This is a genomic window from Akkermansia sp. GGCC_0220 (assembly GCF_017566105.1).
GTDB lineage: Bacteria > Verrucomicrobiota > Verrucomicrobiia > Verrucomicrobiales > Akkermansiaceae > Akkermansia > Akkermansia massiliensis.
The window spans coordinates 18711-43944 of record NZ_JABFCI010000007.1 but is presented as its reverse complement, the minus strand read 5'-3'; the positions used below and the strand labels follow the sequence as shown (position 1 = coordinate 43944).

General features: G+C 58.2%; 18 protein-coding genes and 2 tRNA genes. 17 read left to right on the top strand and 3 right to left on the bottom strand.

Going from position 1 to position 25234, the window contains the following annotated elements:
- Positions 1-6: 6 nt before the first annotated feature.
- Positions 7-969, bottom strand: coding sequence for a PfkB family carbohydrate kinase (locus HJW02_RS06735; RefSeq protein WP_022397010.1), 963 nt, complete (start codon positions 967-969; stop codon positions 7-9).
- A 318-nt stretch (positions 970-1287) separates the two neighbouring features.
- Here HJW02_RS06735 and HJW02_RS06730 point away from each other — a divergent pair, with 318 nt between their 5' ends.
- The 4 genes from HJW02_RS06730 to HJW02_RS06715 all read left to right on the top strand — a co-directional run bounded on the left by HJW02_RS06730 (position 1288) and on the right by HJW02_RS06715 (position 5740).
- Positions 1288-2766: a mannitol dehydrogenase family protein gene (locus HJW02_RS06730; protein ID WP_205597344.1), complete on the top strand. Its 1479-nt coding sequence runs from the start codon at positions 1288-1290 to the stop codon at positions 2764-2766.
- 99 nt (positions 2767-2865) lie between these two features.
- On the top strand, positions 2866-4194 hold the full coding sequence (locus tag HJW02_RS06725) for an MFS transporter (RefSeq protein ID WP_102721359.1): 1329 nt from the start codon (positions 2866-2868) through the stop codon (positions 4192-4194).
- A gap of 85 nt (positions 4195-4279) precedes the next feature.
- Positions 4280-4954, top strand: coding sequence for a YopT-type cysteine protease domain-containing protein (locus HJW02_RS06720; RefSeq protein ID WP_180973720.1), 675 nt, complete (start codon positions 4280-4282; stop codon positions 4952-4954).
- Positions 4955-5191: 237 nt separating this feature from the next.
- On the top strand, positions 5192-5740 hold the full coding sequence (locus HJW02_RS06715) for an 8-oxo-dGTP diphosphatase (RefSeq protein ID WP_102721357.1): 549 nt from the start codon (positions 5192-5194) through the stop codon (positions 5738-5740).
- A gap of 59 nt (positions 5741-5799) precedes the next feature.
- Here HJW02_RS06715 and HJW02_RS06710 read toward each other — a convergent pair whose 3' ends face one another.
- Positions 5800-6954, bottom strand: a complete 1155-nt coding sequence (locus HJW02_RS06710; RefSeq protein ID WP_180971775.1) for an autotransporter outer membrane beta-barrel domain-containing protein — start codon at positions 6952-6954, stop codon at positions 5800-5802.
- A gap of 395 nt (positions 6955-7349) precedes the next feature.
- On the opposite strand from HJW02_RS06710, the gene kbl reads away from it, so the two are divergent.
- The 8 genes from kbl (at position 7350) to HJW02_RS06670 (ending at position 17571) form a co-directional block, all read left to right on the top strand.
- Positions 7350-8549 (top strand): glycine C-acetyltransferase, encoded by a 1200-nt coding sequence (gene kbl / locus HJW02_RS06705; RefSeq protein ID WP_102721355.1) that lies wholly within the window; start codon positions 7350-7352, stop codon positions 8547-8549.
- A 14-nt stretch (positions 8550-8563) separates the two neighbouring features.
- Positions 8564-11203, top strand: coding sequence for an SUMF1/EgtB/PvdO family nonheme iron enzyme (locus HJW02_RS06700; RefSeq protein WP_102721354.1), 2640 nt, complete (start codon positions 8564-8566; stop codon positions 11201-11203).
- Between the two features lie 174 nt (positions 11204-11377).
- The gene (locus tag HJW02_RS06695) at positions 11378-12148 is read left to right on the top strand and encodes a ParA family protein (RefSeq protein WP_022397001.1); all 771 of its coding nucleotides are present in this window, start codon (positions 11378-11380) and stop codon (positions 12146-12148) included.
- Between the two features lie 244 nt (positions 12149-12392).
- Positions 12393-15140, top strand: a complete 2748-nt coding sequence (locus HJW02_RS06690) for a protein kinase (RefSeq protein ID WP_102721353.1) — start codon at positions 12393-12395, stop codon at positions 15138-15140.
- 85 nt (positions 15141-15225) lie between these two features.
- Positions 15226-15804, top strand: coding sequence for a hypothetical protein (locus HJW02_RS06685; protein WP_022396999.1), 579 nt, complete (start codon positions 15226-15228; stop codon positions 15802-15804).
- Between the two features lie 703 nt (positions 15805-16507).
- A complete protein-coding gene (locus HJW02_RS06680) occupies positions 16508-16762 on the top strand; it encodes a hypothetical protein (RefSeq protein WP_146019223.1) in 255 nt (84 codons plus the stop codon).
- Between the two features lie 42 nt (positions 16763-16804).
- Positions 16805-16879, top strand: a tRNA-Cys gene (locus HJW02_RS06675).
- 107 nt (positions 16880-16986) lie between these two features.
- Positions 16987-17571 carry a hypothetical protein gene (locus HJW02_RS06670; protein ID WP_102721351.1) on the top strand — a complete coding sequence of 195 codons (585 nt, stop codon included), beginning with the start codon at positions 16987-16989 and terminating at the stop codon, positions 17569-17571.
- 856 nt (positions 17572-18427) lie between these two features.
- Here the strand turns inward: HJW02_RS06670 and HJW02_RS06665 are convergent.
- Entirely contained in the window at positions 18428-19498 is a 1071-nt protein-coding gene (locus tag HJW02_RS06665) for a hypothetical protein (RefSeq protein ID WP_102721350.1), read from the bottom strand.
- Positions 19499-19714: 216 nt separating this feature from the next.
- Between HJW02_RS06665 and HJW02_RS06660 the strand changes: the two genes are divergently transcribed.
- The 5 genes from HJW02_RS06660 to HJW02_RS06640 all read left to right on the top strand — a co-directional run bounded on the left by HJW02_RS06660 (position 19715) and on the right by HJW02_RS06640 (position 25205).
- Positions 19715-19790: transfer RNA gene (locus HJW02_RS06660), tRNA-Glu, on the top strand.
- A gap of 101 nt (positions 19791-19891) precedes the next feature.
- Positions 19892-20104: a sulfur carrier protein ThiS gene (thiS, locus tag HJW02_RS06655; protein WP_180971774.1), complete on the top strand. Its 213-nt coding sequence runs from the start codon at positions 19892-19894 to the stop codon at positions 20102-20104.
- Between the two features lie 42 nt (positions 20105-20146).
- Positions 20147-22054: a DNA mismatch repair endonuclease MutL gene (gene mutL, locus HJW02_RS06650; RefSeq protein ID WP_102721349.1), complete on the top strand. Its 1908-nt coding sequence runs from the start codon at positions 20147-20149 to the stop codon at positions 22052-22054.
- Between the two features lie 426 nt (positions 22055-22480).
- Positions 22481-24433, top strand: coding sequence for an O-antigen ligase family protein (locus HJW02_RS06645; RefSeq protein ID WP_102721348.1), 1953 nt, complete (start codon positions 22481-22483; stop codon positions 24431-24433).
- A gap of 70 nt (positions 24434-24503) precedes the next feature.
- Positions 24504-25205 carry an epoxyqueuosine reductase gene (locus HJW02_RS06640; protein ID WP_102721347.1) on the top strand — a complete coding sequence of 234 codons (702 nt, stop codon included), beginning with the start codon at positions 24504-24506 and terminating at the stop codon, positions 25203-25205.
- Positions 25206-25234 lie beyond the last annotated feature (29 nt).

Here is a 25234-nt window from a genome sequence, read left to right as displayed (position 1 = left end):
CGCCTTTCAAACGCCCCCTGCCATCAGGGCCAGGACTTCCACGCGGTTCGGCATGGAGCGGATGGCGCCCTTGCGCGTCGTCACGATGGACGCGGCGGCGTTGGCGAATAAAAGCATGTCCGCCAACTGTCCCTCCGTCAGGTTTTCCAGCCCTGTTTCCAGAATCCAGTCCAGGCAGGAACCAAAAAAAGCGTCTCCGGCGCCCGTCGTGTCAATGGTATTGACCTTCAGGAACGTAGGCTGGTAAACCAGCGTGTCTCCATAGGAAGCCCAGCTTCCTTCCCTGCCCCCTGTCACGAGGATGAGACGGAGATTGCCGAATTCCCTTTTCAGGGCATCCAGCCCTTCTTTCATGGAGGAGCACCCGGTGAGGAACAGAAGTTCCTCCACCTCTATTTTCATGACGCTGCACGCGCCGCAGCCGTAGCGCATTTGTTCCCGGGCCAGCTCCAGGCTGGGCCAGAGGGGAGGCCGGAGGTTGGGGTCAAAGGAGACGAGGGCACCCTTCTCCCGGGCATGGCTGACGGCATGCCTTGTGGCGCGCCGCACGTCGCCGTGCGTCATGGAGATGGTCCCGAAGTGGAATACGCGCGTGTTTTCCACCAGCGCCATGTCCACCTCCCCGGAGGTCAGTTTCATGTCCGCGCCGGGATTGCGGTAGAAGGAAAAATCACGGTCGCCATGTTCGTCAATCTGGACGAAGGCCAGGGTGGTGTTGACTTCCCGGGAAGAGACCAGCCCCGAATCGTCAATGCCTTCCTCCTGAAGCGTGCGCCGGAGCATTTTCCCGAACATGTCATGCCCCACCTTGCCGATGAAGGCGGTCCTGCGCCCCAGCCGGGACAGCATGGAGAGGACATTGCAGGGGGCTCCCCCCGGATTGGCCTGGTAAACGGGCAGTTCCTGGGCGCTCACTCCGCAGGGGGTGAAGTCCACCAGCAGTTCTCCGAGGGCTACGACGTCATACATGCTTTTCCAAATGTTGAAGGTGGTCCTTCCGGCATAAAGGAAAGCCGGGAGAGATAGTAAAGCATAGAACGCGCCGCCTGTTCCGGGAAAGGAAAAAGAGGTTCATTCCAGTCATGCCGGCAAAGGACGTACTGCCGGGGTCCCATCGCGCCCTGTGGAAACCGTGCCCGTAAAAAAATCCGGGATTTTTCCGTGAACGGTCCCCTGCGGCGCGTGATCAATCCGCCGGATAGGGAAAAAGTCTGGCATATCCCTAACACCCGCCTCTCCGGAAATGCCCATTAGTATGAGACGGCAAATACCATACCTCATTTCAAGATGATGAAGAAGGAACTGAAACGACAGGGCAAGGCGAAGATTCCGGGGGCTCCCGTCCCCTATGACAGGACAACCATTCAGCCGGGGATAGTCCATATAGGAGTGGGCAACTTCCATCGCGCGCATGAAGAGTTTTACACGAACCAGCTTCTGGGCATGGGCGGCCGTGACGAATGGGGAATTTCCGGAGTGGCGCTGCTGCCTCAGGACGAACCCCTTTACAAGGCGCTGAAGAGCCAGGACGGCCTTTACACGCTGACGGTCTGCGGCCGCGACGGCAAGGACGAGTTTTATGAGATAGGCTCCCTGGTGGATCTGGCGTGGGGGCCGAAGGATCCCGAAAAGGTCATCGACAGGATTGCGGACCCCCGCACTAAAATCATCACGCTGACCATTACGGAAGGGGGATACAATCTGGATAAGGAAACCGGTGAGTTCATGCTCAACAGCAAGGACGTGAAACATGACCTGGAACATCCCGACCATCCCCGGACGGTTTTCGGGTTCCTGGCCGCCGGATTGCGGAAGAGGCGCAAGGACGGCGCAGGCCCCGTAACCGTTCTATCCTGCGACAACCTCCAGCACAATGGAGACACGGCCCGGAAAGCGTTCACTTCCTTTATCGAGGCCCAGGATCCCGGGCTGGCGCAGTGGGTGAAGAAGAACGTGACATTCCCCAACAGCATGGTGGACCGCATCACGCCCGCCGTCACGCCGGACGACGTCAAGCGACTGGACGCGCAGAGCGGCGTGGAAGACGCCGCCCCCGTCTATTCGGAGGATTTCATCCAGTGGGTGATTGAGGATGATTTCATTGCCGGGCGCCCGGACTGGGAAACCGTGGGCGTGGAGTTTACGGACGATGTTTCCGCTTATGAGAATATGAAGCTCAGCCTGCTGAACGCGTCCCACTCCCTGCTGTCCTACCCCGCCTTTCTGGCCGGGTACCGCCGGGTGGACGAGGCGGTAGGGGATGAACGGTTCGCCCGCTACCTGCGCCTTTTCATGGACCGGGACGCGGGCCCCTACGTTCCGCCTCCGGGGAATACGGATTTGGAGCTGTACAAGAAGACCCTGCTGGAACGCTTCGGCAACAAGGCGGTGAGCGACCAGATCAGCCGCTTGTGCTTTGACGGCGTTTCCAAGATTCCCGTGTATGTGATGCCCGTTTTAACGAAGATGATCAGGGACGGCGCCGACCTGGAACGCCTGGCGTTTTTCGTGGCCGCCTACCGCCATTACCTGAAGCACGGAAAGGATGACCGGGGCCAGGCTTATGAAGTGAACGAGCCCTGGCTGACCAAGGAGGACCGGAAGCTGATCGCCAGCGACGACCCGCTGGATTTCCTCGCCCTCTCCCCCTTCCGGAGCACGGATTTGAAGGCGGCGGACAAGTTCGTCAGCCAGTACCTCGGCATGGTGGAGAAGCTTGAAAAAGACGGCGTGCTCCCCGTTCTGGAAAAATTGATTCTTCCGTAGTCATACAATTCTTCATGCCTTCCGGACCCTGTTCCGGGCGGCATGAAGAAACCTTTCCGGTCTCTTCCTTTTTCTGCATTTTCACCTCTCACCCTCCTCATGGAAACACAACCGCATTCACGCCTGGGTCCCTTCCTTGCCCTGACCTTCATTTATTTCCTTGTCGGGTTCCTGTCCACCGTGAACGGCCAGTTCCAGGGGCCTTTGCAAAGCGCCTTCCTGTCGGATGCCGGCGCCTTGAAAAACACGTTAATCACGCTAATTCCCTTTTTCTTTTTCCTGGCGTACCTGGTGAACGGAAACATTGCCTCCCGCTGGATCAACCGCTACGGCTACAAGACCACGCTGATACGGGGGCTCCTGTTCATGGTGCTCGGGCTGGCCGTCTTTTTCCTGTCCGCATGGTTCACCGTCCAGTTCGGGGACCTGCGCACGACGATCGCCGGGGCCAGCATCCCCTACGGCTATTTTATTTTTCTGGCGGGGTCCTATGCCATGGGCACCTCCGCCACGGTCTTGCAGGTCGTCATCAACCCCTACGTGACGTCCTATGAATTGAAGGGAACCCAGCCCGTCCAGCGCCTCAACATCGTCTGCGCCGTAAACTCCTTCGGAACGACGATCGCGCCGTTTTTCGTGACCGGCATCCTGTTCGCCGGACTGCCCATGGAGAGCGTCCACGTGCGGCAGCTGATGCTTCCGCTGCTTATCCTGGGCGTCCTCATTGCGCTGGTCACCCTGATGACGAAGCGCCTTTACCTGCCCAACATCCGGGACACCACGGCCGGAGAAGGAGAAAAACTGGAACGCAACATCTGGTCCTTCCGGCATTTGACATTGGGCGTGATCGCCATTTTCTTTTATGTGGGCGCAGAGGTGTCCGTGGGCATCAACGTGAACCTGCACGCCCTGGAACTCAGCAATTCGGATGAACCGCTGCTGTTCCTGGGCTCCAGCAACCTGGTGGTGTGGGGAGTGGACCTGGGCATTCCGGCCCTGCTGGCCTCCCTGTACTGGGGCGGCCTGATGGTGGGGCGCATCGTTTCCAGCTGGCTGAACCATATCTCCCCCCGTGTCCAGTTGACGGCGGCAACCTCCGCGGCGGCCATCCTGACGCTGGTCGCCATTTACACCCATAACCTGTGGGTGCTGGTTTCCGTAGGGTTGTTCCATTCCGTCATGTGGGGCTGTATTTTCACGCTCGCCACCGTGGGGCTGAAAAAATACACCGCCAAGGCTTCCGGCATTTTCATGATGGGCGTGTTCGGCGGCGCTGTTTTCCCCTTCCTCCAGGGAGCGCTGACGGACGCGCTGGGAAGCTGGCGCTGGTCATGGATGCTCGTCTTCCTCTGTGAGCTGGTCATGCTTGCCTATGCCCTTGCGGGTTCCCGCGTCAGGAAAGAAGACCTGCTGGAAGGAACGGACTGATTTCTTTTCCGGGGGAGAAGCCGGGTCCGGCGGAACAGCCCGTCCCATGCTCCGGGAAGTTGATTTTCCCTCAGGGAAAACCATCATGTCCTCCGCCTCTTCTTCATGGAATGATGCGCTCTCAACCATTTCATTAAGAAGAATCATGAAAGAAATAAAATCATTCAGTCAGGGACAGTTGATTCGCCAGACAGGGAATATTTATCCTTCCGGAATATGTCTGGGCCTGGTCACTTATTGGCTCATTGCATGCCATCGTCATGAAGAAAGTCAATTCTGGGCCGATATTGAACACAGCATCAGTACGCCTCGTAATCAGTCCATTTCAAAGGCATCCCTTATCTATGGAGAGGGATACGCGGCAAAAGCCTCCGTTTTCCATGAACAAAACGACATGGCGGATGTCATTGTCCGTAGCCGTGAAAAAATGGCTATTGAAGGGGGAATGCGGATGCTGCATAACGAAATGGTCCCAGTAAACTTCTTCCAAAATAATTTTATGGATTACGCTATTTCCAAGATTTTACAACAGGACGTCACCTACACTATTTTAGCCATTCGAGGAGCCGAACCTAATGGACACGCCATCGGCATTCACCACGAAAAGGGGAAGGTGCACATTTTTGACCCCAACTTCTTCGTTCTGGAATGCGACAGCGAGACCGATCTGCCAGGAGAACTTAAAGAAGCATTTCTAACCATTGATCATCGCTACCAAGGCAGGTTTAACAATATCTTTCACCTGGATGCTTTTTATTAAGGAAAAACTACCACTCATTCCTGGGATGAGTCCTCCGTAGCAGGAGGCAAATTATTGACGGTAATCCTTCTCAACTTCCATGAGAAGTTGAGAGGGATTTTCCTTTTCCATAATCGGCAAGTCTTCATCTCAACCCTCATACCTCACCGGCGCGAAACCATGTCCCGGAACTGGCGGCAACCAGGTTTATTTCGCATTTTTCTTCATGATTTCCCTCTCATCCTGTAACATGCGCCCATGCAAGACAGAAGCAGCGGCTTTCAATGGCCTGCCCAGTGGACCCCTGATATCCTCGCCACCCTGATGTTTGTGGTGCAGGACGGAAAGATTCTCCTGATACGCAAGAAGAGGGGGATCGGCGCGGGGAAGGTGAACGGACCCGGCGGGAAGTTTGAGCCGGGGGAAACGGCCCTCCAGTGTGTGCTGCGGGAGGTCCGGGAGGAACTCTGCATTGACGTTGCGGACGCCCGGGAAATGGGCGTGCTGAATTTTTCCTTCACGTGCGGCACCATTCCGGAAATCCGCTGCCACGTGTTCATGGCGTCCTCTTTCAAGGGCACCCCTTCGGAAACGCCGGAGGCAGAGCCTTTCTGGTGCCCGGTGGACGGGATTCCCTACGATCTCATGTGGCAGGATGACCGGTTCTGGCTTCCCGCCATGCTGGACGGGAAACGGTTTGAGGCGTTTTTCACGTTTGAGGGGGACCGGATGCTGGAGTTTTCCCTGAAAACCGGGGATTGCCCCGGCAAGGAAAAACAGGCGCCCTCCGCCTCCCCTTCCCTCTGAGCCATCCGGGAGAAACCGGACTTTTTTTCCTTCCGGCTCTCCCCCGGCAGCATCAATGTTCAGAAGGAGACGGAGACGCCCAGCGCCGCCTGGTGCTCCAGGAAGGATTCCCTGAAATGCGCCTGGTAGGAGGCGAAGACGGAGCATCTGTCATTGAAGACCATTCTGGACAGCAGCTTGACCTTGAATGACTGCTTTCCGGGAGAATAGCCCTTCCCCTTGTACCGGGATTCCCGGTATTCATCCCCCTCCCACCAGCCGTCCCGGAACGTGTAATGGGGATCGTTACGGTAGATGTCCGGGCAGTAGCTCCCGGACAGGGCATTGATCCATACGGTGTTTCCGGACAGACGGAGAACGTGTTCCAGCGTCACTCCCATCGCCATGGACACGTTGTCAAACGTGCCCCGGTTGTCCCGCCGCTGGTTGTAATCATCATCGTCGTCCCAGTCGTCGTCATCCCACCAGTAATCCCCCCACCAGGAGGAATCGCCGTAACCGCCCCGGTCATCCCTGTCCACCTTGTTGGCTCCGTGCACATACGTTACTCCCATAAAGGGGGTCACGCTGAAGGAGTTCGTCACCTGATAGCGCCAGGAGGCGGAAAGCCCCGCCTGGAACGTTTCCGAGTCCCACCTGGAGGCGTTTCCCCACGCATCACTGTGGCGGCATTTGTTTTCCGTACTGCCGAAGGCCGCATTCGCGGCAAGAAGCAGGCTGGACCGCGGGCCCGTTTCCCGGAAGAAGGCGCCGTACAGGTTGGCCATCCACGCAGACTGCCGGAAGCGGTCTCCCTCTAGGGGACCGTCCGGATAGTCCGGCATTTCCTGAATGTTCTGGTGCCCGAACATCTGCCCGAACGCCAGACCCAGCAGGGAACCGGATTTTTCTCCATACGTGCCGTAGTCATACCCCAGCGCGTAACCGGCGGCTGAGTAGTCAAAGGAAGGCTGGTTGTTCCGGATTCCGGCATCGCCAAAGCTGCCCAGGGCGCCCGCCCACAGGTTGGACGGCCCCTTCTGCCGGAAACGGGAGATATTTATCTGGGCGGAGGAGGCTTCCACCAGCGTCTGCACATAAGCCGCGGACGCCCACATGGAATCCAGCGTGGTTTCCGGACCGCTTTCCGGGAACTGGTTCCAGGATTCGGCGCGCACGGCAGGCAGGCATCCTGCCAGGGTCAGGCTCCATAAGGAAATACGGGATAGTTTCATGATCGGGTATGATGGGTTTAATGGCCGGAGGTTGGAACCGGCCTTCACTTTTTCAAGCGCACTCTGACACCTGTTTTGTGTATCAAATGCATTTCCCATACTCCGGAGAACTTCTTCCTCCCCGTCCCTGCCTGCCGTTCGTGCATTCCGGACCGGTGAGTATTTTTCCTGTTCTTTTTCTTCAGGAAACGCACCCCTTTGACCGGCTTCCGTTTTTCCCTGCCACTATGGGATACCGGAGAGTTTCCGCTTTTCCATTCCGTCCTCTCCCGGCCTTCAATTTGTGTTCTTTAAGCTTTTCTTCACGGACCAATAATGATAAAGGTGCGGGAGCAACCGTGTGATCCTTGATCGTCCACTTGCTGGCTATTTCAATTCATATTCCATTATTCGACATGTATACCCCCGAATTCAAAAATATCCTCACTTCCACCCTGGACGGACTGCGTGCGGAAGGTCTGTACAAGGAAGAACGCTTCATCGCCTCCCAGCAGTATTCCCAGGTGACGCTGAAGGACGGACGCTCCGTCATCAACATGTGCGCCAACAATTACCTGGGCCTGGCCAATAATCCGGAAGTGATGGAGGCCGCCAAGAAAGCCATTGACGAATGGGGCTTCGGCATGGCTTCCGTGCGGTTCATCTGTGGCACGCAGACCCTGCACCGCCAGCTTGAGGAACGCCTTTCCCAGTTCCTGGGCACGGAAGACACGATTCTGTTCCCCTCCTGCTTTGACGCCAACGGCGGCCTGTTTGAGGGCCTCCTGACCGCGGACGACGCCATTATTTCCGATTCCCTGAACCACGCTTCCATCATTGACGGCGTGCGCCTCTGCAAGGCCAAGCGCTTCCGCTACGCCAACAACGACATGGCGGACCTGGAAGCCAAGCTTCAGGAAGCGGATGCCGCCGGAGCCCGCGTGAAGCTGATTTCCACGGACGGCGTGTTTTCCATGGACGGCATCATCGCCCAGCTGGACAAGATTCACGAGCTGGCCGCCAGGTACAACGCCATCGTCCATTTTGACGACTGCCACGCCACGGGCTTCCTAGGCGAACGGGGCCGCGGCACGCACGAATACCGCGGCCTGTTCGGCAACATAGACATCACTACCGGCACCCTGGGCAAGGCCCTGGGGGGCGCCTCCGGCGGCTATGTTTCCGGCCCGAAGGAAGTGGTGGACGTCCTGCGCCAGAAGGCGCGCCCTTACCTGTTCTCCAACAGCGTGGCCCCCGCCATCGTGGCCGCCTCCATCAAGGTGCTGGACCTGCTGGAACAGTCCACGGAAGCGCGCGACCGCGTGGAAGCGAATACCAAGTATTTCCGCGACGCCATGACGGCCGCGGGCTTCACCATCGGCGGCAAGGACCACCCCATTTCCCCGGTGATGCTGGGGGACGCCGTGCTGTCCCAGAATTTCTCCGCCCAGCTTCTGGACGAAGGCGTGTACGCCGTCGGCTTCTTCTACCCCGTCGTTCCCAAGGGGCAGGCCCGCATCCGCACGCAGATTTCCGCCGCCCACACCCGCGAACAGCTGGACAAGGCGATTGAAGCCTTCTGCAAGGTGGGCAAGAACCTGGGAGTTATTTCCTGATTCCCGCACCCTCCATGACTTCGGACGCATCACCCATGCCCGGCGGCAATCTGCCGACGCTGCCCGTCAAACGGGTGGTGCGTCCCACTCCTTCCATTCCGGACCACGAGGTCGTGCGCCAGATAGGCAGCGGCGCATACGGGGAGGTCTGGCTGGCCAGGTCCCTGACCGGGGCGTGGCGCGCCGTGAAAATCGTCTGGCGTGAGGATTTTGAGGACGAGCGCACGTTCAACCGTGAGTTTGAAGGCATCCTGCAGTATGAGCCCATCGCCCGCAACCATCCGGGGCTGGTCCACATCCTGCACGTGGGGAGGCACGACCAGGATTCCCCGTTTTACTATTACGTCATGGAGCTGGGCGACGACGCCCGCACCGGGGTCCACATCACGCCGGACGAGTATATTCCCCGCACGCTCCAGACGGACAAGAAGTTTTCCGGCAACAAGCCGCTGCCCCTGGATTACTGCCTGGAGGTAGGCAGCCAGCTTGCCCACGCCCTGCTGTACCTGCACAGCAAGAACCTGACGCACCGGGACATCAAGCCGGCGAACGTCATCTTCGTCAACGGACGGCCCAAGCTGGCGGACATCGGCCTGGTGGCCCATCTGGACCAGCGCAGCTTTGTAGGCACGGAGGGGTTCATCCCCCCGGACGGCCCCGGCACCCGGCGGGCGGACGTTTACGCGCTGGCCAAGGTTTTATATGAAATCAGCACGGGAAAGGACCGCATGGATTTTCCCGCGCTTCCGGATGATTTGCCGGAAGGCACCGTGCGCAAGAAGTGGCAGGCGTTCAACACCATCATCTGCCAGGCGGCGGAACCCCGCGTGGAGGAGTGCGCCATTGATTCCGCGGAAGAGCTGGCGGAGAAAATAGACGTTCTGCGGGGGTATGAAGTGCCTACCCGCTTCCGCCTCCAGAAGAAAAAGAAGCGCCGCAAGCTCAGGCGCACCCTCCAGCTGCTGGCCGCCGCCGTCGCGGGAGCCCTGACCGCCTACTGGGGGGCCCTGTGGCTCAACAATAGCCAGCATCCCGCGGAGGAACCTGCCGCGGACGTGCGCCCGGAAACCCACTCCTCCGCACTGGAGGAGGAGTCCCGGACCGGGTACGTGCTGGTGACCAGCTCCCCGGCTGGAGCGTCCGTGTATGATGCGGACGGCAATTACCTGGATGAAACGCCCTACGGCCCCATTGAACTTCCTTCCGGAACTTCCGTGGCCTACACCATCAAGAAATCGGGCTTCGCGGACAAGGAGGAGGCAGGAACTGTCAAGGGCGGCTCCACGCTGGCCCTGGGCGGCGTGCTGAAGGAATACCATCCCCCCACGGACAGCCAGCCGTGGAAGGATACGGAGGGAGTCACCTACATTCCCGCGGAAACGCGCCATGTGGCGCAAGGCCCTCTCACCGCCGCCCTGTTCAACAAGTTCCTGAAGGAGGACCACCAGAAGGGAAACTACCAGATGAAGAGGGAGCAGGCGGAACCGGGCCATCCGGAAAAGGACGTGGCCCTGCTCACGCAGGACGGCATCACGGCCTACCTGGCGTGGCTGAACAAGAAATGCGAACGGGAGGGACTGCTGGGCAAGGAGTTTTCCATTAATGCGGATCCCCTGCCGCAGACATCCGGAAATACGGACGGCCACAGCGCCTACGTCCTGAACGTCACCCGCGTGTTCCAGGTCCCCATCACTGTCACCACCAATCCGCCGGGGGCCAGCGTCTTCTTCAACAACAGGCTGATCGGCCGCACGCCCATTGAGGAATACGTCAACCAGGTGCCCTACGTGATTGAAATCAAACTGCCGGGGCACGCCACCATGCGGCGCCGGGGGCTGGACCCGCAGGATTTATACCTTTCCCTCCAGCTGGAGCCGGACAAATCCGTGATCTTCGGATCACCCTGGACCAACAGCCTGGGCATGGACCTGGCGCCCGTGGGAGGAAACGCGCTGGTCATGTCCCATGAGGTGCGCGTGAAGGATTTCCAGCAGTTCCTGAAAGCTACGGGGAGAAAAGCCCCGGCCCGGCCCGGCTTCCCGCAGGGGGAGAACCACCCGGTGGTTAATGTAAGCAGGCAGGACGCGCGCGCCTTTGCCAAATGGCTTACCAACAAGGAACGGGCCCAGGGGCTGATTGACCAGCATGATTCCTACCGCCTGCCCAGGGACGAGGAATGGAGCTCCTGGGTGCGCCTGACGGATGAAAAGGGGTCCTCCCCCTATGAAAAGACGCTGCCTCATGAAAACTCCCGGGAGGTGTTCCCATGGGGGTTCTCCTGGCCGCCGCCGGACAGAACAGGCAATTTTGCGGACCAGTCCGCCCTGATTTACCTTCCTTCCTCCCGCGTCATTGTGGGGTATGAGGACGGGCAGCCGTACACGGCCCCCGTGAAGACCTTCCCGCCCAACCATCTGGGCCTGTACGACCTGGAGGGGAACGTCATGGAATGGGTGGACGATTCCTACGGAGGGCCGGAGTCCCTCCCCATCCGCAACTACGGCGTGGCCCGCGGAGGCAGCTACCTCTCCTTCCGCCCCAAGCAGCTCACCACCTCCATCCGCACCCCCCTGCCGGAAAACACGCGGGATGACGCGCTCGGCTTCCGCCTCATCCTGTCTTCCGACCGCCCCGCCGTTCCCACGGCACCCTGACGCCGGGGCACACCGCCCCCGCAGCAGCAGATTTCCCCTGCTCCTCCGTTCCACGCAACAAGCCGTTCCCTAAAGGGAAAGGTCCGCTGCAGCCCGCAGGCCGCCCCGCCTCTCCGGGAAAATGGTTGAAAGGGCCTCCCGTTATGCTACCTTTTCCCCGCACCCTTTTCCCGAATGAAAATCATCGCCATCGCCAACCAGAAGGGGGGAGTGGGAAAAACCACCACGGCCATCAACCTGGCCGCCGCCCTGGCCCAGCTGAAGAAGAAAATCCTTGTCATTGACCTGGATCCGCAGGCCAATGCCACCAGCGGCATGGGCATTGACGGAAAAGACATGCCCAGCCTGTACCCGGCCCTGCTCGGCCAGCTTGCGGCGGAAGAGTGCATCCTGCCTTCCGGCAGAAAACGGCTGGACATCATTCCCTCCACCATGGACCTGGCCGGCGTGGAAATAGAACTGGCCCGCTCCGGCAACCACCTGACCCGGCTCCGGGAAACGCTCGCTCCCCTGCGGGAGTCGGATGCCTATGATTACTGCATCATGGATACGCCGCCCTCCCTGGGCGTTCTGATGACCTCCGCCCTGGCCGCCTGCGACGAAGTGCTGACTCCCCTGCAATGCGAATGGTTCGGGCTGGAAGGATTGGCCAAAATCCTGCACGTGACGGCGCAGATCTGCGCCAGCGGAGCCAATCCCCGCATCAGGCATGAAGGGGTGCTGATGACCATGTACGACGGCCGCACCAACCTTTCCCGCCAGGTCATTGACCAGGTGGAACAGCACCTGCCCCAGATGCTGTACAAGACGGTCATTCCCCGCTCCATCCGGCTCGGGGAAGCGCCCAGCTTCGGCCACACCATCTTTGAACACGATCCTTCCGGCACGGCGGCGGAAGCCTACCTGAAAGCCGCACGGGAATTCATCAGGCGCCACAAGTCCTGAAAACGCGAAGGAACGGCTTTCACGGGAACGGACTTCATGAACATGGCGTACAGGAAGGACAAGGCAGAAAGAATCCCCCGCCTTCATCTCTCCCTTTAGGTTTATTCCTTCCATTCCACTTGCGCCGTTTTAGATACTACGCACAGGCGGCAGTCCTGATACGGAGGAAAACAGGCATTCACCTTGACTTGCCGCATCCGGCATATGAGAATGCCCGCAGCTTCCGTTTCAGGAACTTTCCCTCATGCCAGCAGAAGAAGGCCAGCCAGACGACCAGCCCCGGACGACAGGGCAAGTCCCGCCTCCCGCTCCAACGACAGGCCTGGAACAGATTCTGCCCGGACGCCCCCCTCTCCCCCACGCGGAAGAAAAAGGCGCCTTTTTCGTTTACCAGAGGGAGCTGGCCCCCGGCACGCGCCTGGAACAGTATGAAATCATCCGCGTCCTGGGCAGCGGGGGCTTCGGCATCACCTATCTGGCGAAGGACCTGTTCCTGAACCGCAACGTGGTCATCAAGGAAAACTTCCCCTCCAGCTGCTCCTACCGGGACCCGCTGACCGGGCATATCCGGCCCAACAACGAGCACGACCTGGAAAACTACACCTGGGCCCTGAAGAGTTTCCTGAGCGAGGCCCAGACGCTGGCGGAGCTCAACCATCCCGGCATCGTCAGAATCCTGTCCGTTTTTGAAGCCAACGGCACCGCCTACTTCGCCATGGAGAACATCACCGGGCTTTCCCTGGACTACCTGGGGGAGAAACTCCACAGCACCGGGCACCGCTACACGGAGGACGAACTCAAGGGCCTGCTGACCCGCCTGCTGCGGATTCTGGACTACCTCCATTCCAGGCACATCTACCACCGTGACATCAAGCCCGGCAACATCCTGCTGACGGAGGAAGGCACGCCCGTGCTGATCGACTTCGGCGCGGCGCGCCATGCCCTGAAGCTGCATGCCGCCACCGTCCTGACTACCCAGGGGTATTCCTCCCCGGAACAGGCGCTGGGGAAAACGAACATCGGCCCCTGGAGCGACCTTTATTCCGTAGGCGCCACCTTTTACGCCCTCCTCACGGGCCACCCGCCGGAACGGGCGGAAGTGCGCCTGACGGAAGACGGCATGCCGCCGCTGCACAGCGACCCTGTGCTCACCCGCTATTACTCGCGGCAGTTCCTGCTTTCGCTGGACAAGGCGCTGGCTCCCCAGACCAGCTGCCGCTACCAGACGGCCCGTGAATGGATTCACGACATTTGCGCCATTTCCGGGGAAGAATCCTCCGCCACCATCCAGGTATCCCCGGCGGACATCCGCCACATTCATCCGGAAGGAATGCCGCATCCCTGCGCGGAGAAGAATTCCGGGAACAAAAAGGCCACCGCCGGGACGGGCGGACTTCATTCCTCCTCCCGCAGGCTGTCCGCGCGCACCCTCCGCCGCAACCGCCACATGATGTTCCTGATGGTGGGGAGCGTCTGCACCCTGCTGCTGGGCGCAGCGGCGTTCTACCTGATGGACTACCTGAAAAAGGCCCCCATGGGCACCACCATCAATACCATCAAGGAGGCCATCCAGCAGCCTGCCGCCAACGGGAAGGAATTGGCCCCCCCGCCCCGGGACCTGGCATCCATCCGCATCCCGGAGCTCAGAATGACGGAAGACGCGGCGCTGGAACCGCGGACGCTGAAGGAATTCCAGCTGCGCCTGGACGATACGATTCTGACCCGTTCCGGCATCCCCTCCATCCTGCCGGAAAAGCTGCGCATCTCCTGCATCTACCTCCAGATTATCCCTCCGGCCACCGGAGGGGAGGAACTGCACCTCACCATCCGGGACTCCAACGGAGCCCTGGTGGACCGTTCCGTCAACTCCGTCCCCTCCTTCACGGTGCCGGGGCAATCCACCTCCACCTTCTTCTTCCCGGCCCTGCCGGAGCTCTCCACGGACCGCGCCTACACATACGCCTTTGAAACCGCCGCCCACAAGGCCGTCCCCATGCAAATGGCGTGCTTCAAAAGCGAAACGGAACGCACGGAGGAGGCCTTCCCTAAAATCCGCTTCATCATCGCTCCCGCGGCGCCGGAACCGGCCCTGATGCATGACCCTGCCTACAAGGGGCTCGTGGCGGCAGTCACCACGCCTTCCCCGGGGCACGGGAACGTTCTCGGCCTGGCGAACGCCACGCCGGACATGCTGGCGGCTCTGGAACAACTGTCCAAAGCCGGCTACCCGGTGGCCCAGCAGGTATTGGGGAAACTCCTCATGTCTCCTGACTGCCCCGGCGGCCCCAGGCCGGAAGAAGGGGTGGAATGGCTCTACCGTTCCGCCACCGGAGGATGCTATGAGGCCATGAAGGAGCTGGGCATCCTGCTCATGGACATCCCCTCCTATTTTCCCCGCCTGCCACAGCAGCCCCCTCTGGCCTCCCGGGATTACGCCCAGGCGGCGCGGTTCCTGAGAATGGCGGTCCAGTACCGGGACCAGGAAGCCCTGTACCTGCTCTCCCTCATGTATTCCCAGGGCTGGGGCGTGCCCGCCTCCCCGGAGCTTTCCGGCCTGATGATGGAACGTCTCAACGGATCCGCCTACCTGACGGACAGCCTGAACCCGGAGGCGCCCATTGCGGCGTACTGGCTTCCCCTGCCGCTTGCCAGGGGGGAATCCACCATCCTGCGCTTCACCGTTCCGGGACCGTTCGCCCCATCCCAGCTCAAGGGCGTCACGCTGCATAACACGGGCATGAAGGATGCCTTCTCCATCAGCAAAATCAACATTCTCCAGCACGGACGCCTCATTCTGGACATCATCTCCCCCCAGGAAGTGCTGCCCGGCAAAAGCTCTGCCCCCATCGGCATCTCCATCCCGGAAGGCCTGCTGGCGGATACGTCCCTGCCCCTGGAGGTGGAAATCCTGCTGACGCCCGGAAACAGCAGCGGCGTGGTGGAAATGCCGCCTCCGGCGGAAAAGAAACGTTCCAGAAACGGAACCGATTAAGATTCAGCATCTTTTCATAAGAAGCAGAAGCCGGGGACCCGTAAAACAGCCTTGATTCCCGTCACGGGAATGCTACAAAAGGAACATGACTTCCCTTACTTTCCTGCGCCGCACGCTCCCCTTTCTGGCCGCCTTCCTGATGGCCTCCTGCGGTGACCCCACCGTCTCCTACTGGAAAAAGGCGGCGGACATCAATACGGAATACTCGGAAAAAAGCGATGCGCTGGTGCAGCGCCTCCTGAAGCTGAAAAAGAATCCCACCCTTCCCGGCCTGGCGGAAAGCAGCAGGGACGCGGCGGACCTGCTGCGGGAGCGGGACGAAGAACTGGCGGACCTGAGCACGAAAGACGTGGACCCCGCCGTGGCGGCCTATGTGGAAGAAGACCGCAAGCTCTTTGCCAGAGGGCGGGAACTGGCGGAACGCTACCAGCAATACTTTGAAAAATACCTCAAGGGAGGTCCGGAATTCACGCCGGACCCGTCCCGGGCCGTTTCCCACATAGGCCGCGGGCGGCAGGAAATACGCAAAATCCTGGCTGAAGCCCGGAAACTGGAAGAACGGGCGGAAGCCCTGAGGAAAGAAAAATCAGCCGCGTTTGAGGAGGAGCTTCCTCCGCTGCACTTCCGTCTTCCGGAAATGAAGCAGCTGCTGTCCAACCGTTAAAAACCGCCATAAACCATCTTTCCGGCTCCGGCTTTGCGCGGGAGGCGCCTCCGTATCCCTCCCCCTTTTCGTTCATCAGCCATCCATGAAGCTTCTTCCGGTCCTTTTCCTCCTGCTCATTCCCGCCCTTTCAAGGGGGGAGCGGCATGAAACATTCTGCAGAAAGGCCATCAAGCTTCAACTAACCAGCTTCTTTCCGAAATACCGTTATTTCCTATTCACCGGCAGTTACACTTCCCCCCGCGCCGTACTCTCTGCAGCTGCCAGTCCAACAGGACTGAGCATCAGAAGCGGAAATGGAATTTCTTTGAAAGACACGTCCATCAGCATTTCCCATCATTCCTATGAACAGGAAACAGGCAAAGGCATATTCTCCCTGGGCCTTCTGGTTAAGGACCGCCCCTTCCCCCAAGACGGAAGAATCCAGATCAAGGGAAAGGTGCCGGTGAAATGCGCGCGGCTGGCCACTCTGCCAGAAACGGAAATCGATCTCCGTCCGAACGCCGCGTATTCCATCCCTCTCTGCATCTCCTCCTTTCTTGAGGAAGGGACGGACGTAGCCAATCTGGAAAAATGCCCGCATCTGGACATAAGGGTGAATCCGTATACGGAAACCAACACATGGAGCATCGGGCTCATTTATCCTGTGAGCTTCCCCTATGCCGGCATGGTATTCCTTGACCGGGAGAGACACAGGATCCCCGTGAAAACAGAAATGGCGCGATGCCGTTCGGGGCCGATCGAATTCCACCCGTTCACCTGCACTTTCCCGGAAAAATATGATCGCGTCCGCCTTGTCATTCACTATGCGGAAAAGCAGGAAACCAGGAACTTGCCCATCAACGCCGCCGTCTCCCGGGAAGACGCCTTGAAAGCAATGCCGCCCCATCCGGAAGGTGGCCGGATTCCCGGACAGCCTTCCGCAGAAACAGCGCATCTTTTCCAAAAACGAGATTGACACCCGCGGTTCTTTCCCCTAGTATCCGCGCACAACATCAGCGGCGGGGTAGCCAAGTGGTAAGGCGACGGTCTGCAAAATCGTTATTCGCGGGTTCGATTCCCGCCCCCGCCTCCATGTTTACTTTCAATAGTTTACGCCTTTAGCGTAGCAAAAAACGTAGTAAACATCTTGTTTTTAGCTCCACATTCGGAGCAAGTCTTGTTCCGGAAAGGGGGTACGGTATGAGTTCCAGCCCCTCTATTATCCACGTTCACGGAGATGCGCTTGACCACCTGTTGCACGCGCATGGAGAAACACAGGAGCAATGGAGCGCGCCTTTTGACGCCACGCCCATCCTCCCGGAACTCTCAAAAGCACTCTATGAATGCGGTCTAAACCACCATCAACTTGACGTGGTAAAAGAAGAAATAGCGGATGCCCGTTTGCATATCCTTATCGGTATTTTCACTATCCTTTTTCGCAACGGTCATCACCCGCAACGTGTTACCCGGAACGTTTACAAGCTTGCCAAACTCTACTGTCCAAAATCCGTAGAAAACTTGTCGCATTCTGACCTTGCTCTCCTGACCAGTGATACCATTTCCGCATCATCCATGCGGGCGCACGCCTGCAACGATTTCCTTGACTCCCTAACACCCGATCAAGCGCAAGCTCTTATCGGGAAATACGGGAAGACTGCCCTGCGCAAGCTTGCACAAGTATCTTGGACCAGCCGGAAGGCTCAAAAGAAATCCCGCAAAAAAAAGAAGCAGGACGCCCCCAAACCGCGCACCCGCAAACACCCGGAACTCAACCTTGATCTGTAACGGAAAAGGACGAAGATGGACACGAAAGCAAGATACCCCGCTATAAGCTCACCCAAGCTTCCAATAAACGCTTTTCCTTCCTGCTCAATTCCACTTATGGCGGCAAGACGTTCCAGTTAAATGACGGCCGCACCGTCAAATGGGACTCCCGCGGAAAAAAGCGAAGTAAGAAATACACTTTCCAAATTACTTGATAAAAGCTGATAAAAGCTGATAATATTTATCTTGACAAAAAGTGGTTCTAGCACATATTGGCATTACTACTAGTTCGTGTATCGCATACACCTCTAAAAAATCGCCCCAGCCTGCGTCACCAGGCCGGGGCTTTCTTTTAGCTAGTCAGAACAATAATAAGTTCCATCAGCCGTACTACTAATTCGGGATTAAGTATCACATGTTACACCTCCTTTCTTTAGTCCGGAACCAACCCGGCAATGCGGATATACAGGAATATCCCCTTTATTACAATTTATTTACAACCGCGCAAACTGAAAGTGCATCCAGTCATAATCCCGCTCCCGCCCCAGGGACACGCCGCCTTCATCTTCCACGAACTCCCAAAAGGCATCATAATCCGTTCCGGAAAGGCGTGCCTGCGGCCGATGAACTTTTAGGCCGTTATGGTCAGGGTCCATTCTACCGCAATCCCCCAAGAATGCATTGACGGCCGGCTAATGGTCATTCGGTAGCTTCCGCCATTGCGCCAGGCCGCCGCCCCTTGGCTTCTCAAGCTGCTACCCGGACACAGGAAGTGCTGCACTCCTTGGCAAAAGTGACAGTTAGAGTTAGAGTTTAGACAACAAAAAAGCCGTACCCTGTGAGGACACGACTAGAGAGGGGAAGGCAATGTGACTTATCAGGCGTATCTATTTGTAAAAGAAAAAGAAATGAGCGTAAGAATTGCTAAAATTCCAATGATTGCGTATCCTGTGAATTGAGCGTTTCTCAGTCTTTGCTGATGCTTATCTTGAATATCCATTTTTTGCTTGTTGATGTCACGGCGGACGTCGCTAAGCCTGGTTTCTAAAGAATTTTTTGCGTCCAGTAGGTCGTTAATTGTGTTCTGAAGCTTTTTAACGGAGAGTTTGTGTTCCTCGTGGAGTTTTAGAAGGTCCTGGTGTGCTTTTTCTCCTACGGGCACTTTTGCCACGAATTCTTCAGAGTGTTCAAGGTGTGCAACTGGTTTATTATGCGGAGAGTTCAATTGCATAAATTTTTCTTCCGCCCGATCCATTTGGACCAATTCTTTTTCCATAGTATCTATGGATTCCATGAGTTTTCTGTTTTGCAGGGCAACCGCTTTGTTCATGTTCCTGTGCTTTTTTTCCATGGCTTCCTTGGCTTCAATGATCGCATAAGAGGTTCCACGGCCTCCAGCCCTTCCGCTTGTCATTGATGCGCGGGCGGCGGACCTCATAGCGTCTTCCCGTCTTGCTATGTCTTCCGTATCACGTTTAATGATGTCAGCAAGTTTCCTATTATTAAGAGTTATCTGTTGTTTATTTTTATCAAGTAATTTAGCTATTTCTGCCCGTCGTGTTTTAAAAGTCGCCAGCGTGACTTCCCATTCCTTAGCAGTTAATTCACGGTTAGCTAGTGCTGTTTCCACAGCGGCCTTTTTACGGCGTAAAGCCCGTTCCGCGTTCTGTTGTGCTGTTCGTTCCTGTTGTGCTTGTGTTTGTTTGAGGATAGTTTCTAACGCATCCCTCTTGTTCCGGAATGTTTCTTCTTCCAGGTCAAGAGTGTCATAAGATTCCTTTATCTTTCTCTCCAGATTATTGATTTTGGGCTCTGTAGTGAGTTGCAGCTTTTCCAGTTGAGAGTTCAGTTCATTTACGTTCTGGTCGTGTTGTACTGTCAAATGGTTATTGTACCAGACTGTTCCAATGATGGCTAGGATAGTAAGGATGGATAGCAGATAGCGCATAGTTTTTGTAGCAGATACCGCCGTTATATATTGGCATTATTTGGCATGCAAGTTTTTTGTATTGGCTTGGTATTGGTGAATCAGGTTGTTTTCACACTTTCAAGAATGAGGGAGGGAACTCCCGTAAGTACGCTTTTTTGCGGCCTTGGTTAAATAGTTCTTGCCTTTTGCGCGGTGGTTGTGTTTACTCCGTCGCGCAGTCCCTGCAAACCTAATGTCGCGTTCGTCTAGCGGTCTAGGACTCCCGCCTTTCACGCGGGCAACACGGGTTCGAGTCCCGTACGCGATGCCAGTTTTTTCTTTTCCTTCCGTCTTGAACCGGAATCTTTTTTACGCCATCCCCCCGGTATGTTTCTGGATTTTTCCACCCGTTGTGGTATGGTTACTTCCGCCATGGCAGCCCAGAACGAAATTACGCTGAACGGAGCCCCGTATGGACTGGCGGAACCCTGTTCCGTTTCCCGGCTTCTGGAACTCTTGAACATGAACGGCAAACCCGTCGTCGTGGAACACAACGGCTCCGCGCTCCTGCCGCAGGATTTTTCCCGGATTACGGTTTCTCCCGGAGACCGGGTGGAAATCGTCTCCATCGTCGCCGGCGGCTAGGCTCCCTTTTTCCTTTATTTCCCTTCCCAATCCGTCACCGCCATGCCCTCCATCCACGTCATGTCCCCCACTCTTGCCAGCCAGGTGGCGGCGGGCGAGGTGGTGGAACGCCCCGCCTCCGTCGTGAAGGAGCTGGTGGAAAACAGCCTGGACGCCGGAGCCAGATCCGTGCGGGTGGAGATACGCCGCGGAGGCGTGGGCCTGATCAAGGTGACGGACGACGGCTGCGGCATGTCCCGGGAAGACGCGTGCCTGTGCGCCAAGCGGCACGCCACCAGCAAGCTTTCCTCCCTGGAGGACCTGTTTGAAATCACTCACCTGGGCTTCCGCGGGGAGGCCATTCCCAGCATTGCCAGCGTCTCCCGCTTCAAGCTCTGCACCAGGCAGCAGCAGGCGCTGGAGGGCTGGGAAGTACGCATCGACGGCGGGCTGGAGCACGAGCCGAGAAGTTCCGGCGTCTCCCCCGGCACCGCCATTGAGGTCTCCGACCTGTTTTACAATACCCCGGCCCGCCGCAAGTTCCTGAAATCCGCGGAGACGGAGGCTTCCCATGTGGAGCACCAGATACGCCTGCATGCCCTGGCCTATCCCCAGGTGCGCTTTACCTACAAGCGGGACGACCAGCTCGTCTTCGACCTTCCGGCCACGGCGGACCTGCGCGTCCGCATCTCCGCGCTGACGGATGCGGCTACGGCGGCAGCCCTGATTCCGATAGAAACGACCATCGGGCCCGGCATTTCCGTCACGGGCTTCCTGCTCCCGCTTTCCGAGGCCAGGCGCACCAGAAAGGGGCAGTACGTCTTCATGAACACCCGCCCCGTGGAGGACCAGCTCATCAACCGGGCCATCCGGGACGGTTACGGCGGTTTTCCCACCGGGCTGCATCCGGCGCTCTTCCTGTATATGGAGGTGGAGCCCGCGCTGGTAGACGTCAACGTGCACCCCGCCAAGAAGGAGGTGAGGTTCCGCCGTTCCGCGGACGTGGTTAATACCATTGTGGAGGCGATTGCCAACACCCTCCAAAAACACGCCCGGCAGGAAATTCACGCTTCCGCCGCCGTGCCGGAGACGGACGGCGGCCCTCCGGAACCGCCTTCCGCCGCGCCGCATGGGGAAACACCCTCCCGGGCGGACAATTCCCAGGCCTTCCCTCCGGCAAAACCCCGCACGGCCCCCGCTCCTTCCTCCAAACTCCCTTCCCTTTCTTCCCCCGCCCCCAGCAAGCAATCACGGGAGGCTGTTCCTCTTCCCCCCCTGCGCCCCATTCCCCTGAAGCAGGTTCCCGCCACCCAGGGGAAACTGGATTTCCAGCATCAGGCGGAGGGCGGCGGCGCAAGGGACGCCTGCGGAAAGGCCGCTCCGGAGAGGGACGCCACCGCCGGGTTCACCTATATGGGAACCCTCCGCCAGCAATTCGCCCTGTTTGAAACGCCGGAGGGCCTGGTGCTGATGCATCCCAGGGCCGCGCGGGAGCGCATCATCTTTGAACGGCTGCGGGCGCACCGGGAAGCGCCCATGCCGTCCCAGCAGCTTCTGGACCCGGTGATGCTGGACCTGGACCCGCGGGATTTTGCCGTTATCCAGCAGTTCGCACCCCACTTTGACCAGGCCGGAATGACCGTCACGCCTTTCGGCCAGAATACGATCAGGATAGAATCCCTCCCCGCCCTGCTGGAACTGGAGAATGTCCGCACCTTCCTGCTGGAGCTGGTGGACCGCCTCACCCAGTCCGAATTCAGCCGGAACGCCAAACGCATGGCTTATGAAACCTTCATCGGGGAAATCGCCAGGAAATCCGCCTGGAAGGAACGTATTTCCCCGCACCGCGCCCCGGCCATCCTGAAGGAACTGCTGGCCTGCGAAGTGCCGTACTGCACCCCGGGCGGCAAGCCCACGCTGGTGAATTATTCCATTCCGGAGATCAAGCGCAAATTCGGCATCCAGGCGTAACAGGCCGGGAAAGCGGAAGGCCGGATACCTGGTCTTTCAGCTCCACATTTGAAACGGAAGGCCGCGCAGAAGAGCAGCAGGCCTTTGCCGCAGCCGAAAGGAAACCGGGAGCCAGCGAAGGAATGTTCAAGAGAATGAAGGAATACGGTTTTTGAAAGTGCGGCCTTTGTCCGTGCATTCATTCAGAAGCATGCGGCGCTCCCTGAAAGCCTTCTTTCAAAACAGGGGGTACATGCCATCCTTCCATGAAAGCCGTTTTTCACTCCATTCCTTTTATCTCCCTTTCCTCCCCCTTTTCCGGCCCATCCGGTTTTAACGCACAGGCCGCCGCATCCATCCCGTCCTGTACGGAAGCTTGCTCTTGGCAAGGGGGTTTCCTGCGTTTATAATGTTACCTTCCCTGCCGTCATCCAGCCCGTTCCCGCCATGCCAGACCCCGCCCCCAGCAAGCCTTCCGCACCACGCATTGCTGAAACCGCCGCCGGAAAAGCCCTGATGGCCCTGCTGGCCCTTTTTTACGCCCTTCTGGCGACGGCGGCGGCAGGTGGGGAGTGGCACACCCTTTTTCTTCCCGCCTGCCTTCTGGCGGCGGCCCTTCTGCTGTTCTGCTTCTGCATCCTCCGGGGGTACAAGATTCCCAGCCCCGGGCTGCCGGGATGGCTGGCGCTGGGGCTGGGAGGCGGCTATTTCCTCCTGCGGGCGTGGTTTTCACCCTGGTTTTACTATGAGGGAGTGGCGGACCTGGGCCTCATCGTCACGGCCATGGCCATGTTCATGGCGGGGGCGTATGCCGGAGCCGGGAATGGGGAAAGGAGCGTTCTTCCCGTGCTGGCGGCGGCGCTGGGATTGCTGAACGCCCTGCTGTGGGGGTACCAGAACATGACGGGTACGGAGGCCTCCTGGTTCAGGCCGGATTATTCCCTGTTCGGAACGGAGCTGCGCAACATCGGGCTCTTCGGGTACAAGAATTTTTCCGCTCATTTCCTGTCCGTCACGGGATTTTTCCTCTGCGCGTACAGCATGGCTTCCGCCAGGAAATGGGGCATCAGCCTGTTCACGGGGCTGGCGCTCGTTCTCGTTTCCTTCACCTGCAGTTCCCGCGCCGCCTTTCCGAATGCGCTGGCTGGCGTCACCCTGTGCTTTTTCATTTATACCTCCAGCGTTTTCCGCAATAACAGGAAATTTTATACGGCGGCCATCCTGTTCATTCTGCTTCTCTTCCTGGGAGCGGCTTATGCCGTGCTGGACCTGGCCAACGGAGCCGGAAAGCTGGCCTCCCTGCTGGATACGTTTTCCTTCGGGAGCCGTCTGGACCTGTCCAGACTGGCGTGGGCGCTGGCGGACCAGGCCCCATGGTTCGGCCACGGCAGCCGGATGTTCACCAACCTTTCCACGGAATTTTTTGCCGGGGCCAGCCTCCCCAATTTCGCCCACCATGAGTACGCGCAGGCCGCCTGCGACTACGGCTATGCCGGGCTGGGGCTGATGCTGGCCCTGCTGGCCCTGTTCCTCGTTTCCGGCTTCCGGAGCGTGCTCCAGCTGGCGGGGGAGCGCCAGCGCGCCAATCCCCTGGGGCCGGCGGCCTTCTGCGTGCTGTGCATCGCCGCCTTCCATGCCTATGGGGAGTTCATCTGGCACAATCCGGCATTGCTGGGCGCCAGCGCCCTGTGCTGCGGCATTACCTGCACCGCCTCCCTTTCCCGGGTGAAGGCCTCCCGGCGCGCCGGACGCTGGTTCCAGGCCTCTGCCGCGCTGCTGCTGGCGGCGCTGGCCCTGTGCTACGCGTTCCGGGCTTTCCCGGTCTGGAAGGCCTCCCTCCGGCCCGTTCCGGTTTCCTCCAACGAACGGCTTCCCATGCTGGAAGAGGCCGCTTCCAGCAGCCTGGACCCGGACCTGGTGCGGCGCAGCATCCTGCATGCCGTGGGCAGTCCTGCCGCTCCAGACGAGGCGCGGCTCAGGGAACTGGAACGGCAGGAGGAAGAGGCGGAATTGCGGAGTCCCGGCAATCACGGCCTGGCAGCGGCCAAAAGCCTGCTTTACATCCGCCAGGGGCGCCTTGCGGAGGCGGAGAGGCTGCTGCGCCCCTATGTGGAGAGTCCCGGCAGGTTTGACGACCGCATGTTCGCCTGGACCACCATTTACAGTAATATGCTGTATTCCTGGAGCGCGGCCATTGCGGCCCAGTCTCCGGGGCAGGCCCTGTCCATGGCGCTGACGGCCCAGCGCCTGATGTCCGCCCAGACGGATCAATGGCTGTTTCACGGCTCTCTGAATCCCCAGGTCAGGAAGGAACACGACCTGCGCCTCAGCGAGCTCAAGATGCTGATCCTGACACTGCAATACCGCGGAGCCGTACCCGATGCCTCCTGGCGGAAGTAGGGGCGTCCTGATATTTTCAGGCCAACCCCGTTCCTGCGTTTTCTAAAATGAAGTTCTGATAAAAGAAAATATGAAATACTTGAATCAAGAAATAGAAAGCGAATTAAGAAACCGGGGAGCGGAACTGATACGTTTTGTCAGCATATTCCATTTAGACGAAAAGCAAAACAGGCAACTCCCGAACGCCATTGTCTTTGTACTCCCGCTGACCGCAGAGTATGTCAGGACGGTATTTGATACTCCCGATTACGTACAAGCGCGGATAGATAACAATTACGATTTCGATGATGATGAATTTTCACAAACTGAACATAAGGCGGGGGAAATAGCAGACGATTTAGCCAGGTTCATTGCCGGAAAGGGTTATAAAGCCATATCGCAATCCGATACGGGGCTGGTGGCTGATGACGTATTCAATGATGAAACCAAAGAGTCAGTATTACCTCATAAAACAGTCGCGCTACTTGGCGGATTAGGGTGGATTGGAAAAAACAACCTGTTAATTACTCCCGAATATGGCGCAGCACAATGTCTCGGTACGGTTTTAACTGATGCTCCACTGGAAACGGTATTACATGAACCTCCATTTCCAAAGTGCGGAAGGTGCAGCGCTTGTGTCAATATCTGCGAGAGAAAAGTTCTTAAAGGTAAAATTTGGAGCATCTCTGTTTCAAGAGATGAGATCGTTAACATATATGGATGCAGCACCTGCCTGAAATGCCTTGTGCATTGTTCCAGAACACAAATATATAAAAAGAGGAATATTAAATAAAGAGTTTCAGGATTTATGCCGGTGAACTA

Bases quoted from the DNA above. Each gene is read 5' to 3' on its own strand.
- HJW02_RS06735 (WP_022397010.1), bottom strand. From the start codon at position 969: ATGTATGACGTCGTAGCCCTCGGAGAACTGCTGGTGGACTTCACCCCC.
- HJW02_RS06730 (WP_205597344.1), top strand. From the start codon at position 1,288: ATGATGAAGAAGGAACTGAAACGACAGGGCAAGGCGAAGATTCCGGGG.
- HJW02_RS06725 (WP_102721359.1), top strand. From the start codon at position 2,866: ATGGAAACACAACCGCATTCACGCCTGGGTCCCTTCCTTGCCCTGACC.
- HJW02_RS06720 (WP_180973720.1), top strand. From the start codon at position 4,280: ATGTCCTCCGCCTCTTCTTCATGGAATGATGCGCTCTCAACCATTTCA.
- HJW02_RS06715 (WP_102721357.1), top strand. From the start codon at position 5,192: ATGCAAGACAGAAGCAGCGGCTTTCAATGGCCTGCCCAGTGGACCCCT.
- HJW02_RS06710 (WP_180971775.1), bottom strand. From the start codon at position 6,954: ATGAAACTATCCCGTATTTCCTTATGGAGCCTGACCCTGGCAGGATGC.
- kbl (WP_102721355.1), top strand. From the start codon at position 7,350: ATGTATACCCCCGAATTCAAAAATATCCTCACTTCCACCCTGGACGGA.
- HJW02_RS06700 (WP_102721354.1), top strand. From the start codon at position 8,564: ATGACTTCGGACGCATCACCCATGCCCGGCGGCAATCTGCCGACGCTG.
- HJW02_RS06695 (WP_022397001.1), top strand. From the start codon at position 11,378: ATGAAAATCATCGCCATCGCCAACCAGAAGGGGGGAGTGGGAAAAACC.
- HJW02_RS06690 (WP_102721353.1), top strand. From the start codon at position 12,393: ATGCCAGCAGAAGAAGGCCAGCCAGACGACCAGCCCCGGACGACAGGG.
- HJW02_RS06685 (WP_022396999.1), top strand. From the start codon at position 15,226: ATGACTTCCCTTACTTTCCTGCGCCGCACGCTCCCCTTTCTGGCCGCC.
- HJW02_RS06670 (WP_102721351.1), top strand. From the start codon at position 16,987: ATGAGTTCCAGCCCCTCTATTATCCACGTTCACGGAGATGCGCTTGAC.
- HJW02_RS06665 (WP_102721350.1), bottom strand. From the start codon at position 19,498: ATGCGCTATCTGCTATCCATCCTTACTATCCTAGCCATCATTGGAACA.
- thiS (WP_180971774.1), top strand. From the start codon at position 19,892: ATGGCAGCCCAGAACGAAATTACGCTGAACGGAGCCCCGTATGGACTG.
- mutL (WP_102721349.1), top strand. From the start codon at position 20,147: ATGCCCTCCATCCACGTCATGTCCCCCACTCTTGCCAGCCAGGTGGCG.
- HJW02_RS06645 (WP_102721348.1), top strand. From the start codon at position 22,481: ATGCCAGACCCCGCCCCCAGCAAGCCTTCCGCACCACGCATTGCTGAA.
- HJW02_RS06640 (WP_102721347.1), top strand. From the start codon at position 24,504: ATGAAATACTTGAATCAAGAAATAGAAAGCGAATTAAGAAACCGGGGA.